The organism is Halalkalibacter oceani, from assembly GCF_023715605.1.
Classification (GTDB): Bacteria; Bacillota; Bacilli; order Bacillales; family Bacillaceae_D; genus Halalkalibacter; species Halalkalibacter oceani.
In genome coordinates this window covers 19,684-33,484 of the sequence record NZ_JAMBOL010000010.1, presented here as the reverse complement: position 1 = coordinate 33,484, position 13,801 = coordinate 19,684, and the positions used below count along the sequence as shown (strand labels likewise).

At 45.7% G+C, this 13,801-nt stretch carries 11 protein-coding genes; all 11 read left to right on the top strand.

Features of this window, described 5'->3' with window-relative positions:
• Positions 1–13: 13 nt before the first annotated feature.
• The 11 genes from M3202_RS12105 (at position 14) to M3202_RS12055 (ending at position 13,667) form a co-directional block, all read left to right on the top strand.
• On the top strand, positions 14–655 hold the full coding sequence (locus tag M3202_RS12105) for a bifunctional 4-hydroxy-2-oxoglutarate aldolase/2-dehydro-3-deoxy-phosphogluconate aldolase (RefSeq protein ID WP_251223593.1): 642 nt from the start codon (positions 14–16) through the stop codon (positions 653–655).
• Positions 656–914: 259 nt separating this feature from the next.
• Positions 915–2,210: a nickel pincer cofactor-dependent isomerase, group 22 gene (locus M3202_RS12100; protein ID WP_251223592.1), complete on the top strand. Its 1,296-nt coding sequence runs from the start codon at positions 915–917 to the stop codon at positions 2,208–2,210.
• Positions 2,211–2,237: 27 nt separating this feature from the next.
• Positions 2,238–3,245: a C-terminal binding protein gene (locus M3202_RS12095; RefSeq protein ID WP_251223591.1), complete on the top strand. Its 1,008-nt coding sequence runs from the start codon at positions 2,238–2,240 to the stop codon at positions 3,243–3,245.
• A 477-nt stretch (positions 3,246–3,722) separates the two neighbouring features.
• A complete protein-coding gene (locus tag M3202_RS12090) occupies positions 3,723–4,802 on the top strand; it encodes a TRAP transporter substrate-binding protein (protein WP_251223590.1) in 1,080 nt (359 codons plus the stop codon).
• Positions 4,803–5,192: 390 nt separating this feature from the next.
• Entirely contained in the window at positions 5,193–5,717 is a 525-nt protein-coding gene (locus tag M3202_RS12085; protein ID WP_251223589.1) for a TRAP transporter small permease, read from the top strand.
• A 12-nt stretch (positions 5,718–5,729) separates the two neighbouring features.
• Positions 5,730–7,007, top strand: a complete 1,278-nt coding sequence (locus M3202_RS12080; RefSeq protein WP_251223588.1) for a TRAP transporter large permease — start codon at positions 5,730–5,732, stop codon at positions 7,005–7,007.
• Positions 7,008–7,340: 333 nt separating this feature from the next.
• Positions 7,341–8,687, top strand: coding sequence for a hypothetical protein (locus M3202_RS12075; protein ID WP_251223587.1), 1,347 nt, complete (start codon positions 7,341–7,343; stop codon positions 8,685–8,687).
• Positions 8,688–8,716: 29 nt separating this feature from the next.
• Positions 8,717–10,888, top strand: coding sequence for a dihydroxy-acid dehydratase domain-containing protein (locus M3202_RS12070; protein ID WP_251223586.1), 2,172 nt, complete (start codon positions 8,717–8,719; stop codon positions 10,886–10,888).
• A gap of 29 nt (positions 10,889–10,917) precedes the next feature.
• Positions 10,918–11,865, top strand: coding sequence for a U32 family peptidase (locus M3202_RS12065; RefSeq protein ID WP_251223585.1), 948 nt, complete (start codon positions 10,918–10,920; stop codon positions 11,863–11,865).
• A gap of 103 nt (positions 11,866–11,968) precedes the next feature.
• A complete protein-coding gene (locus M3202_RS12060) occupies positions 11,969–12,754 on the top strand; it encodes an IclR family transcriptional regulator (RefSeq protein WP_251223584.1) in 786 nt (261 codons plus the stop codon).
• Between the two features lie 13 nt (positions 12,755–12,767).
• A complete protein-coding gene (locus tag M3202_RS12055; RefSeq protein WP_251223583.1) occupies positions 12,768–13,667 on the top strand; it encodes a fumarylacetoacetate hydrolase family protein in 900 nt (299 codons plus the stop codon).
• Positions 13,668–13,801: the final 134 nt, after the last annotated feature.

The following is a 13,801-nucleotide window of genomic DNA, read 5'->3' as shown; positions in this document are numbered from 1 at the left end:
AGGGGAGGATAATATGGAGCTGTTAAACCAAATTAAGGAAAATGGAATCGTCGCAGTCATTCGCGGAGCAAAGCCGGAAAATATTTCAGCTATTTCCAAAGCATTGAGCGAGGGCGGAGTCAAAACATTTGAGATTACGGTCGAAACGCCGAAAGTGTTACAGTTAATTGAGCAGGTTTCATCCGAGTTAGGGGATGATGTCATTGTCGGAGCGGGAACGGTGCTCGATTCGGAAACGGCGAGGGCAGCCATTATGGCCGGGGCGAAATTTGTCTTTTCACCTACTGTCGACGTTGAGACGATTAAATTAACGAAGCGTTACGGTGTGGTGAGCATTCCTGGAGCGATGACGCCGACGGAGATTCTTCGAGCCTATGAAGCTGGCGGCGATATTATTAAAGTTTTCCCTGCCAATGCTTTCGGTCCAAGATATTTGAAGGATGTACACGGTCCGCTGCCTCATATTCCTCTCATGCCGACTGGCGGAATCGACCTTGATAACGTCGGGGAATACATTAAGCATGGCGCGGTTGCTGCCGGAGTCGGAAGCACGCTTGTCAATACGAAAGTCGAAATCGATGAGGCGTATTTGGCTGCCCTCACGAAAAGAGCAGCCGCATTTGTCGATGAAGTAAAGAAGGCAAGAGGAAATTAAGCCGGCAATGTCGAAATGAAAAGTGTTTGCCGCGGCTTTTCAGCGGCACGGCTTGAGCAGTTTCACCTGTCTGTCTTACACAAGAGGGAGGTGCCAAAGAATAACCCTGATAGCACACCCTCTCTTCAAGCCAAGCTGAAGGCTGCTTTTCGTCCATGCTTTCAGAGGGAAGCATTTTTTGAAGTGGAAGCGTATTCAACCGTTTTTCAGAAATCTTGTAATCTTTTGTATGGTGTCACAAAAAGCGGAGGTGTAGGAAATGTTAAATCAAGAATTGAATGTAAAGCTTGCGGGCGGCTATGAGCTTGATTTTCCGAAGATGTATCTCGTTAAGCAGAAGTTTGATCAGGCAAAGCTTGAATCGATTCCGGCAGCTGTCAAGCAGGAAATTAGTAAAGAGAGTATTAAGCGCACCGTTAAAAAAGGAGATTCCGTTGCTGTCGCTGTCGGCAGCCGGGGGATTGCCAATTTGTTTGAAATCGTCCATGCCGTCGTTAAAGAGCTGCAAGGATTAGGAGCGGTACCATTCGTCCTGCCGGCGATGGGAAGCCATGGCGGAGCGACGGATGAAGGACAAAAGCAGGTGCTGGCAAGCTATGGCATCACCGAAGAATCAATTGGCGCTGAAATTAAGTCCAGCATGGAAGTCATTGAGCTTGGAACGACGGAAACCGGAATGCCTGTCTACTTGGACAAATATGCTTCAGAGGCTGATTCGATTGTCGTTATTAACCGGGTCAAGCCACATACCGACTTTAAAGCGGACTATGAAAGCGGCCTGATGAAAATGATGGGAATCGGACTCGGAAAGCATAAGGGCGCGACAAAAATGCATTCATACGGCTTTGATCAGTTTGAACGCGTCATACCGGAAGTTGGGAATTACGTACTGGCCCATAGCAAGATCATTTTCGGAGTGGCGATTCTTGAAAATGCTTACGATAAAACAAAACAAATTGAAGCAATCCCTGCTGCTGAAATTGCGTCGCGTGAAAAGGAGCTCCTCGTTGAAGCAAAGGCGTTGCTTCCGAAAATCCTTGTGCCTGAAATTGATGTGCTTATTGTCAATGAAATCGGCAAGGACATTAGCGGATCAGGGATGGACCCTAACATTACCGGAAAGGTCGGCTCCGGGTTACCGGGATTTGAAGCGCCGCCAATTCAGAAGGTGATCGTCCTTGATTTGACGGAAAAGACACACGGTAATGCGTGCGGAATCGGGATGGCCGATGTTACGACAAGACGTCTCGTTGAAAAAATTGATTTCAACTATACCTACGCCAATTCGATTACATCGACTGTGCTTGACCCGGCTAAAATCCCAGTCGCGATGAATAATGACAAGGAAGCTCTCGTAGTAGCTTTGCGCACATGTAACCGGATTACCATTCCGGAAGCGAAAATCGTCCGCATTCATAATACGCTTGAGCTTGGGGAAATCATGGTGTCAGAAGCTGCTTATCAACTAATCAAAGATCAGGACAATATTGAGCTAATGGAAGGACCTTTCCCGCTTTCGTTCGATGAGAATGGCTTTATCAATGATGATATGTAAAAGAGATATAAAAAGGAGATGGAAGAGATGAGTAAGTTTAATGTATTGATTACAGACTTTGAATTTGCAACACTGGCACCAGAAGAGGAAGTATTGGCAACCGTTGACGCCACCCTTGTCCGCTCGCAATGTAAGACCGAGGATGAAGTGATTGCGGCAGCGAAGGAAGCAAATGCCGTCGGCTTAATTAATCAATATGCACCAATTACGCGAAAAGTAATCGAAAGCCTGCCTAATCTTAAAGTCGTCTCAAGATACGGAGTCGGCGTCAACACGGTGGACATTGCTGCAGCTAATGAGCATGGCGTGATCGTCGCTAACGTAACGGACTACTGCATGGATGAAGTATCGGATCATGCGTTTGCCCTGCTCATTTCATGTGCCAGAAAAGTTGTTGAATTAAATCAGGCAGTGAAAAACGGGAACTGGGATTATAAAGTCGGTGTGCCGATCTTCCGTTTGCCTGGCCGCGTGCTCGGCTTAGTTGGATTCGGCAAGATCCCGCAAACGTTGGCGAGAAAGGCGCAGGCTTTTGGAATCAAGGTCATTGCCCACGATCCATATGTGCCTGCTGAAGTAGCGAAAGAAATGAACGTGGAGCTTGTTGACTTAAATGAACTCTGTGAACGCTCTGACTTTGTCTCCGTCCACGCACCGTTGATTGAAGCAACGCGAGGGATGATTAGTGATGCTCAATTTGATGCGATGAAGAAAGAGGCGTTTATCATTAATACCGCACGTGGTCCGGTCATTGATGAAAAAGCGCTTATTCGCGCCCTTGAAGCAGGAAAAATCGCCGGTGCCGGCTTAGACGTACTCGAAGAGGAGCCGATTCTGGCTGACAATCCGTTGCTGAAAATGGATAATGTCATCTTAAATCCTCATGCCGCCTGGTATTCAGAGGAATCTCAGGATGAATTAAAACGTAAAACAGCACAGAATGTCGCCGACGTTCTCGGAGGGTTCTATCCAACTTATTTGTTTAATCGTGATGTGAAGGAGAAAGTCCAGCTAAAAGAAAAAGAAGTAAATTAATTTAATGAAAAAAATTTTAGTGTTCTTTGACTTGGATCAATAAATCACGATAAAAATTAATGGAAATACCTTTTTTCATTGAGAAAAAAAGTATGGACATCAAGAGCGGTTAACGAAGGTTTTTCCCCTTCTTAATCGCTTTTTTGGGTGGAAATCATTGTTTGGGTAAGAGAGGTGAATAATATATCTCGAAAAATATTTTTTTTTGAAAAAAATTTTCTAAAAAGATCTTGCCTATTATTTTAAGATGGGGTATTATGTAAGAAGTTGAAACGATAGCGCTTACAAAAGATCCAGACAGCAAGGCGAAAAGCGTTTTTACAAGTCTTTTTATGTAAGCGTTATTATTTCTATTCTCGTAATAAGGAAGTAGATTCAAAGAGTATAAAATTAATTTCAGGAAGGGGGTGGGATGGCCGGCTACCTTGTTAAGTCTTAAAGACGAAAAGATATAGAAAATGAGGAGGGTTAATTCGTATGAAGGTAAAATTGGTTAGTGTGTTGATGGTGTTAGTCTTATTTTTAGCAGCTTGTGGGGGTGGCGGCGGAAACGAGCCGGCACCGGCAGATAACGGCGGCGATGCGCCAGCTGAGACAGAAGGCGGAGAAGAGGCAGCAGCTGGTTCCGGTGATAAAAGAGTTATCCGCGTCAGTAACGGAATTAACGACCAGCACCCGGCTTATGAAGCATCATTAAGATTTAAAGAACTTGTTGAAGAGCAAACAGATGATTTTGAAGTGCAGGTGTATCACTCAGGTCAAATCGCAGATGACCGTTCGGCGATTGAAATGCTTCAGCTTGGAACGCTGGAAATCGTTGTAACGTCATCATCACCGCTTGCTAACTTCCTACCAGAGTACGGCGTGTTTGATTTACCGTTTACGATTTCTGATCCGGCAGTAGCCGATGAACTGCTTGATGGTCCATTCGGTGAGAAAATGTTCGGATTACTTGAATCCCAAGGACTTGTAGGGCTCGCATGGTGGGAAAACGGCTTCCGTAACCTGACAAACAGCGTCCGTCCAGTTGCTTCTGTTGAAGACTTAAATGGTTTGAAGATCCGGACAATGGAAAATGAGATTCATCTTGATGCCTGGAGAGAGATGGGGGCAAACCCGACGCCGATGGCATTTACAGAGCTTTTTACAGCGATGCAGCAAGGAACAGTTGACGGACAGGAAAATCCTTATCCGACGATTGATTTAAGCCAGTACGCTGAAGTACAAGAGCATATTTCTGATACGAATCATGTTTATACTCCGTTCCTGTTTTTATTCAGTAAGTCGATTTGGGATGAATTATCGGCAGATCAGCAAACCATTATTCACGAAGCGGCGATAGAGGCTGGATTATTCAACCGTGAGCGCAACCGTGAAGTAGCGGATGAAAGCCTGGAAAGACTGAAGGAATCGATGACTTTCACTGAAATTACAGATGAAGAACGGGCTCGTTTCCAGGAAGTAGTTCAACCAGTAATTGAGAAGCATAAAGATTCCATTGGCGCAGAGATCGTCGATGAGTACCTTAATACGATTTCCGAGATTACTGGAGGATAATGGGTCAAGACGTTCTATGACATAATAGAATGACTGCCGTCTTATAACCGGACAGAAGACTTCTCTTACAGGCCTTCCAAAAGTCCAATGTAAGTAGCGGCTGTACTGTTTCAGTACGCAGCGAGCAGGAAAGAAACCGCTTCCCTGCTCGCTGTCATTCGCTTTTGCAGGCTCTGTGTGCCGCTTCGGCGATCACAAAAGGCGCCTGGTAATAGGAGCACTGGCTTCGTTCTCGCCCGGCAAGGAGTGGGATCCTCCACTCGCTTTTTTTAAGAGCGACAGTGCACACTGCTTCGGGCTTGTGCCAAAAGGGTAGAAAATCGCCCCTTTGGCACAAGCCCTTCGTTTCAACATCTAGGGAAATTGTTCAATAAAAAGAGGTGAAGGAAGATGAAGGCGCTACATTGGCTTGATGAGAATGCAGAAAAAGTGTTGCTTGTTCTACTCTCAAGTGTGATGGTTATCGTGATTTTTGTTCAAGTATTTATGCGGTATGTCATGCAAAACTCTCTTTCCTGGTCGGAAGAATTAGCACGGTATTGCTTCATTTGGGCTGTGTACATCGGAATCAGCTATGGCGTGAAGAAGCAGCGTCATATAAAAGTGGACGTTCTGTTGCTGCTGTTCAAAGACAAAGGGAAAATCGTCTTTAATATTATTTCGAATCTGTTATTCTTGGCTTTTGCGATTTTTGTCGTGATCTACGGCTACCGTATTTCTGAACAGTTGCTCGCCTTTGGTCAAAAATCTCCGGCTAACCAGATTCCGATGGGACTTGTTTATTTAGCGGCTCCTTTTGGAATGGCTCTTACATCAATCCGGATTATTCAAAATTTAATTGCTCAATGTAAGGCTTTAATGGGCAAAGGTTCTTTTGATCCGAAAACAGAATTTGAGAAATTGAAAGAGGAGTAAGGGGGGAGACAGATGACTTCAGCAGTTTTATTTGGAACGTTTGCGATCTTTTTGTTTTTAAGTGTGCCAATCGGGATTTCGATTGGTCTGGCAACGCTTGTTACAATCATTTATTCAGGATTTCCGGTTGACTTTCTGACGAAAGAACTTGTCACCTCGATCGATTCTTTTCCTCTGATGGCGGTGCCGTTCTTTATTCTGGCCGGTGAAATTATGGGAAAGGGGGGGATCTCTGATCGGCTGTTTCGTGTAGCGAACGCGCTTGTCGGAAACAAAACGGGAGGTTTCGCAATCGCAACGATTATTACATGTATGTTTTTTGCAGCGATTTCGGGCTCGGGTCCAGCCACTGTTGCGGCAGTCGGAGGAATTATGATTCCGGCGATGGTTCGGCAAGGATATGACAAAAGGTTTGCAACGGCGACAGTTGCCGCAGCAGGTTCGTTAGGGGTTATCATTCCTCCAAGTATTCCGATGGTCATTTATGGTGTAGTCGGCAGTACGTCGATCGGTGACCTGTTTATTGCCGGGGTTATTCCCGGGCTTCTTGTCGGTCTCGCTTTGATGGTTTACGCTTATTTTCACTCTCGGAAAAAAGGCTATACAGGTACGGGAGAAAAGACAAGTATTAAGCTGATCGGGAAAGCGTTCTGGGAAGCGAAGTGGGCATTGTTAATTCCAGTAATCATCCTTGGCGGGATTTACGGAGGGATTTTCACGCCGACGGAAGCTGCTGTTGTGGCAGTTGTATATGGCTTGCTCGCCGGAATGCTTTTATACCGTGAAATCAGGTTCAGCGATCTGCCAAAAGTGATAGCCGATGCGGCGCTGACGACCGCAACGATTTTAATTATTGTTGGAACGGCAACTGCATTTGGAAAGTTACTAACAATGGAGCAGATTCCAAATGAAATTGCAGCATGGATGCTGTCAATCTCGGAAAGTCCGATTGTCATTATTTTACTCATTACGATTTTGCTTTTGATTGTCGGCTGCTTTATGGATACGTTGGCGGCGATTATTATTTTGACACCAATTTTACTGCCGATTGCTGTTAATATTGGATATGATCCGATTCATTTCGGCATTATTATGGTCGTTAACTTGGCGATTGGCTTCATTACACCGCCACTCGGAGTTAACTTGTTTGTTGGGTCAGGGATATCTGGATTATCAATTGAAACATTGTCGAAATCGATTGTCCCGTTTTTTCTGGCGATGCTGATTACGTTGTTTATTGTCATATTCATTCCGCCAATATCGCTATTCTTAGTCGAAATGATGAAATAAGAAATAGGACGGAATTGTCAAAATTCTGTTGACACTTTCACCTAAATATATTAAGTTATAAGAAATGAATTCGTTTACAAGAAACCGGTCGCGACCGGTTTCTTGATCAGACGAAATGAAAACGTTGTTTTGCATTATAAAACAAATGAGGGGTGATTGATTCGGTTCTTCCGGAACGTCGTTTTATAATATAAAACATCGTTCGTTTGAGCCTGGAATAGCACATTTCGTTTTTGGAAAAGAAGATAAGAATGAGAGATGTTGCCGGATATTTCATAGGGATCGAACAATTGGAAACCTTGTATGCCGCGACTCGAAATGAAGGTAGATAGAATGCTTGTTTTATACAGTAGTTTAGTTGCTTTATACATGCTGAATGTTTTTGTTCAAAGCGAAGCGCTTGAGTACATTGTAGGTATGCTGGCGATCCTTTCTCTGGTTTTTTCCTTTAAAGCGGCAAAAGGACTTTATAAAATTTCAGGGTTTCTATTTCTAATCATCGGAGCGGGCCTTTATCCTTTTATTGAACGTCCGATTCATCATATTCCGTTTTTGATGACTTCTACAGTCATTATCGTAACGATTATTTTAGTGCTTCCTTTTATTAACAGCATTATCATTGTCGGACGCTATGATCAAAGTGTTAACCGTCTGCTCAAGGCCAAAACAAATCATTTAGGCCAGCTGTATTACCGCGGTTCATTTGTCAGCTTTTTACTCGGAAGTTTTCTAAATATCGGCACTCTGCCACTTGTTCATCATGTGCTTGAAAAGAACCTGAAGGAAAAAGCGAAAAAGCTCAGATCCGTTTTTATCAGCCGGGCGATGTTGCGGGGCTATGCACTTTGTCTCGTCTGGAGTCCGATGGAGGTTTTGGTTGCTTTAAGTATTGATATGACGGGAGTTAATTATGTAACGGTTTTACCTTGGCTTTTATTGCTGTCGTTTTTGCTGCTGCTGGCAGACTGGGGAATCGGCTGGAGATATAAGCGTTATTCACTTGAAGCCTATCCGGATCAGAACGGCCAGATTCGTTCAATCGACCGCAGAGTTGTGATGAAAATTATCGCTCTGGCGATCTATCTCGTTATTTTTATCAGCACGATTATTCTCGTCAAAAGGCTGGTGGAGCTAAGCTTCCTTGAAGCTGTGGCGTTTCTGATCATTCCGTATTCCATTTTGTGGGCCTGCTCGATTAAGCGCTTACGGTCATATGCCGCCTATAGTGTCGAAACATGGAAAAAGCGGACAGTGACTTTGCAAAATTATATGGTGCTGTTCCTATCCGTCGGTTTTTTTATTAGCGTTCTTCGTGAATCCGGTTACATGGATGTGCTGCAGCGGCCTTTTATGGCGTTAGCGGATTGGCCGGTTCTGCTGTTTGTATCCGTTCAGGTCATCTTTCTGGCACTGGCAATGGTTGGGTTTCATCCTCTAGTGACGCTCAGTCTTTTGGGCGAGGTGATCTATCCTGTACTGACAGCGGTTTCACCTTTAAGCATGTCCATTGTCCTGATTACCTCAAGCCTGGCGACGGTTATGGCCGGACCTTTTAATGTTTCCGTCTCGATCACCGGTGTCCTGCTTGAAGAAAACCCGTACCGTATTTCGATCTGGAACCTTGCTTTTGCTTTGCTGTTTGGCGGCGCGGGAACAATCGTTGCTTTGCTCTTATTATGAAAGTTCTATTTTAAAGAGGAGGGGATTACATGGCATTATATCCTAAAATCGAAAGTTCGATTAATCCATATCGCGACAATGTCCAAGGAAAGGCAAATGAGCCAATTACGGTAGCGGGGCTGCTTGATCGTTCAAAACAAATTCTCGGTTCCGCTTATGAAGGACCACAACCGGATTGGACGCTGGAAGAGATTTATAACCGCCTTGAAGAAAATGCGCCGCGTATCGCGATTATCGGCGGCTCATCGGATCACCCGGCTCATATTATGGATTTCAAAACATCCGCTCATGCGGCAATCCGAATCTGGCAGAACGGCGGCGTTCCTTTCTATTTTTCAACGCCTGTTATGTGTGATGGGACAGCGCAAAGTAACCAGGGGATGAGCTATTCGCTGCAAAGCAGAAATGCGGTCGCCCAAATGGTTGTCAACCAGATCGAGGCGCACAGTTATCATGGTGCTTTTGTTATTCAAGGCTGTGATAAGCAGCCGTTAGGTGTGGTAAGCGCAATGGCCCATTTGGATCGTCTTCGCCGCTATCGTGGGGAAGCGCCATTCTTTGCCACATTTGCCCCTGCCCATGTCCTGCAAGGTGGCACGATCCCGACTGAGCTTTTTGCCGAACTGGAGGAGGTCGCTAAAAAAGCAGAAGAGCAAGGAGCGGATGACATCGCTTATGATTTGCGCGATGCGATGGATTACATTCTCCAATGTTCCTCAAATACGGCGTTCCAAGGTGTTCTGGAGCGGGCTGTCGAAAGAGGCCTGATTTCTAAAGCGGCGCATAAGGATTATGAGAAGCGCCTGGCGGTTGCGACCTGTGATGGGAGCGGTGGTGTCTGTGCTTTCAACGGAACAGGAAACAGCTCGCGTCATATTGTAGCCGGAATGGGGCTTGTTCATCCAGCGCTTGAGCTGTTAACAGAGTCCCCGAATCAGGAGCAGGTCAACGAGGCGCTCGACAGCCTGGCCGTGATGATTAACAATCCGGTGTTTGGTGCCGCCAATTTGATGGCGCGCAATATCCGCAATGCAATCCGGATTCACAGCTCTTCAGGCGGCTCAACGAATTTAATGATGCACGTCGTGGCAGGGATGCTGTTTGGTGGCTATAAGTTCAGCCTGTGGGATTTAGATGAGATTCACCACGCCCATCCCGTTCCGGACTTGTTTAATTACAGCCTGACAGAAGGTAGAGATATTTTCGCTCTGGCGATGCAATGCTGTGACAGTGAAAGCCGCGGAATGGAAAGCCTGTTCTATGAACTGCTGCAAAATGGGGTGCCGATGGATGTCGACGCGCCAACCGTCACTGGGACAACATGGCGTGAGCGGTTAGCGAATACCGATCATTTGGCAGCTGACAATGTAAAGGATAATCCGGTTATTTTATCAAAGCCGCGCCGTCCGTTTAGTGGAGTGGATGTACTGACAGGCAACTTCTTTGAAAGCGCTGTGGTCAAGATTAGCGGGATGACAACGCTACAATTGGATCAATTTGATAAAAAGGCGGCGTTCGTCCTCTATTATGAAAATGAAGATGAAGCGAACCGTAACCTGCTCGATACAGAGCTTTTGGCGAAAATCAAAGCAGAAAAACGCTTTGCCTATGATAATCTGCTTGCGCTTCTAAAGCAAAACGGTCCTGAACATTACGAAGCTTGGAAAAACGATGACTATGAAACATTGTTTGACAAAATGGTGGAGGAAGCTGTGCTGAAAATCGCGATTATCGTATCCGGTCAAGGGCCGGCCGCCTTCGGGATGCCGGAGATGTTCACGCCGATGCAGCACATTAATGCCAATCGCAAGCTGAAACGGCTTGTTACATTAATCAGTGATGGCCGTTATTCCGGGGTTTCCTACGGAGCGGCAATTGGTCATATGACGCCGGAGGCTAAAGAAGGTGGCGGTATCCTTTACTTGCAAACAGGCGACCTTCTCTATTTAAGTCTTCGCGAGCGGAAAATCGAGTTTATTGATGAAGCGGCTTTCCGTGGAGGTAAACTGGAGTTCAGATTTGACCATATCCGCCAGGAACGAACAGAGCTGGCAGAAGAAAGGCTTGCATCGATTAACAAGCGCCAGCGTTTAGTCGCCGCAAGCAACCGTATGGTTGGTCATACGGACGCAGCGAACGGTGTCGTGCCGTTAGCAGTCGCAGAAGAAGCCGTCCTTGACTATAAAATTGATGTTGATTAATCACCTTATTCTTAGAGGAGGAATAAAAAATGGAAAAAACAAGACAATTTATTGAGAAATTAGGCTTTCCGTCCACAGGGGGAAGCGCGCACCTGCCAACGTCAACAAAAACGTTTCCAGATGGGGCGCAATATCGCGTTGAACTGCCAAGTGTAGAAGGTCCGGCTTCATTCGAGGCGCTTGTCGAATCATGCAAGGATTATGATGTGCATATTCACCGGATTTCCCAAGGAAGCGGGATCATGCTGCTAACGGATGAGGAGCTTGAGAAAATGGCTGAAATCGGCAGACGCGAAAACCTTGAAGTCAGCTTGTTCGTCGGCCCGCGTGGAACGTTTGACATTACGCCGATGCAGCATGCAAGCGCTGGAAAAATTGCCGGCCTGCGTTCGCAGGGGGTTGATCAGCTTGTCTATGCGATTGAAGACATTAAGCGCGCGTGCGACTTCGGTATCCGCAGTATTCTCGTTTCTGATGAAGGGCTGTTAGCCTTAGTGAATGAATGTCGGAAAGCCGGCGAGCTTCCGGATGACTTAATCGTCAAAATCTCAGTGCAAATGGCGCAGTCAAATCCGGTTTCCATTAAATTGATTCAGGATGCTGGAGCTGACACGTACAACGTGCCAACGGATTTAACCTTGGCGAAGCTGTCAGAAATCCGTCAGGCGATCGACATTCCGATTGATATTTACGTCGAAGCACCGGATGATGTCGGCGGCTACATCCGTCACTATGAAATTCCGGAAATTATTCGGGTTGCCGCGCCGGTTTATATTAAATTCGGACTTCGTAATTCGCCGAATATTTATCCGTCAGGCACGCATCTTGAAAGCACTTCAATTGCCCTTTGTAAAGAGCGCGTCCGTCGGGCGAAGATCGGGCTCGATTTACTGAAGCGCTATGCTCCTGACCTGAAAACGTCTGAAAAAGGTGCAGAAGGACTCGCTGTGCCGGTGCAGAAGGTTGCCGCGAACTAAGCTTCAAAAATAGCAGTCTTTCTAGCGATATGCTTATCTTTTCATCATAACCATGCTATCATGAGGGAGAAACGATAAGTATAACAGTAAGGGATGAACGATTATGCCAATTATTCAGTCTGTCGATAGAGCGCTGCGGATTCTCGACCTTTTCGACGAGTATGAAACAGAGCTGAAAATAACAGAGATTAGTGAGCGGATGGTGCTTCACAAAAGCACGGTTCATTCTCTATTAAAGACGTTACAGAAGCATCATTATATTGAACAAAACCCGGAAAACGGCCGCTATCGGCTTGGAATGAAATTGTTTGAACGCGGGAATTTCGTCATTCAAAGTCTTGATCTGCGGGCAATTGCGAAGGAACATTTAATCGAACTTTCGCGTGAAACGGGACGGACGATTCACCTCGTCATCTTGGATGGCAAGGAAGGTGTCTATATTGACAAGGTGGAAAGCTCGACAGCTTCCGTGCTTTATTCAAAAATCGGACGGAGGGTTCCCATTCACAGCAGCGGGGTAGGGAAGGCGCTCGTCGCTTTTAAGTCCGATGCAGAACTTGAGCAGATTCTCGAAAACTATGAATATACAAGGCAAACAGAGAACACGATTACGAATAAAGAGGATTTTCTGCAGGAAGTGAAGCTGATTCAAGAAAAGGGCTACGCGATTGACGATCAGGAAAATGAACCCGGCGTGTTTTGTGTGGCGATCCCTGTCAGAGATTATACCGGTCAGGTCGTTGCGGCGATCAGTTCGTCCAGCACGGCGACTCAGCTGACAGAGGATGAACTGGAGAAGAATATTGATATATTGAAAGCAACTGCGATGGAGCTCTCCCGCAAGCTTGGCTACGGCTTTCAAACAACAAAAAAATTAGGTTCCCATTAGGAGGAAAACAATCATGAGAGTTATTCGTTATACAGAAAATAATCAGGCTACTTTAGCCGCAGTAACCGATGAAGGCGCGATTTATTCATTGCCGCAGCAAGACTTTTTAGCGCTTGTTCAGCAGGCTGATGACAAAGGAACAACGCCTCTGCAAATCATTCAGGATGTGATCAAGGACAGCACGCCGTTGGCAGCTAAGCTTGAAGACCTTACTTTGCTCGTGCCGATTGAAGCTCCTGAAGTATGGGCTTCCGGCGTAACGTACTTAAAGAGCAAGGAAGCGAGAAATTACGAGGCAACTGGCGGAAAGCTTGATGCGACGACGTTTTACGATAAAGTGTATGATGCAGAGCGTCCGGAAATTTTCTTTAAGTCGACTGCTGCGCGTACACAGGGTCCGGATCAGGATCTTTACATCCGTTCTGATTCCAATTGGCAGATTCCAGAGCCTGAGCTCGGCCTTGTGCTTGATAAAAATGGAAGAGTGTTAGGCTACACTGTCGGAAATGACATGAGCAGCCGTGACATTGAAGGGGAGAATCCACTCTATTTGCCACAGGCGAAAGTTTGGAAAAACTCGTGCTCGATCGGTCCGGCTATCCGCCTCGCTGAAACGGTGGAAGACCCGTATCAATTTACGATTACTTGCCGTATTTTCCGCAACGAAGAGAAAGAATTTGAAGGGTCTGCAACGACTGGCCAGCTGAAGCGTAAATTTGACGAGCTCGTTTCCTATTTGACGAGAGACAACGAAATTTTCGACGGGACCGTGCTTCTTACGGGTACATGCATCGTGCCGCCAAACGAATTCACGCTTGGTGACGGAGACAGGATTGAAATTGAAATCTCTGATATCGGTACGTTGAACAACCCGGTTAAAAGTCAGGTAAGAAAAGCACAGGCGACATCATAAGACGAAGCATCAGAAGAGAAGCGGGATTTTATTAACTGATCTGAAAATTTTGAGTTCATTCACTCACTTCATCTATCATTTATTGTATAATAGACTTGTAGACTTATATTTTATCGAGGAAGGGTGTTTAATAT

Coding starts and splice junctions, on each gene's coding strand:
- M3202_RS12090 (WP_251223590.1), top strand. CDS start 3,723: ATGAAGGTAAAATTGGTTAGTGTGTTGATGGTGTTAGTCTTATTTTTA.
- M3202_RS12075 (WP_251223587.1), top strand. CDS start 7,341: ATGCTTGTTTTATACAGTAGTTTAGTTGCTTTATACATGCTGAATGTT.
- M3202_RS12055 (WP_251223583.1), top strand. CDS start 12,768: ATGAGAGTTATTCGTTATACAGAAAATAATCAGGCTACTTTAGCCGCA.
- M3202_RS12105 (WP_251223593.1), top strand. CDS start 14: ATGGAGCTGTTAAACCAAATTAAGGAAAATGGAATCGTCGCAGTCATT.
- M3202_RS12070 (WP_251223586.1), top strand. CDS start 8,717: ATGGCATTATATCCTAAAATCGAAAGTTCGATTAATCCATATCGCGAC.
- M3202_RS12095 (WP_251223591.1), top strand. CDS start 2,238: ATGAGTAAGTTTAATGTATTGATTACAGACTTTGAATTTGCAACACTG.
- M3202_RS12060 (WP_251223584.1), top strand. CDS start 11,969: ATGCCAATTATTCAGTCTGTCGATAGAGCGCTGCGGATTCTCGACCTT.
- M3202_RS12085 (WP_251223589.1), top strand. CDS start 5,193: ATGAAGGCGCTACATTGGCTTGATGAGAATGCAGAAAAAGTGTTGCTT.
- M3202_RS12065 (WP_251223585.1), top strand. CDS start 10,918: ATGGAAAAAACAAGACAATTTATTGAGAAATTAGGCTTTCCGTCCACA.
- M3202_RS12100 (WP_251223592.1), top strand. CDS start 915: ATGTTAAATCAAGAATTGAATGTAAAGCTTGCGGGCGGCTATGAGCTT.
- M3202_RS12080 (WP_251223588.1), top strand. CDS start 5,730: ATGACTTCAGCAGTTTTATTTGGAACGTTTGCGATCTTTTTGTTTTTA.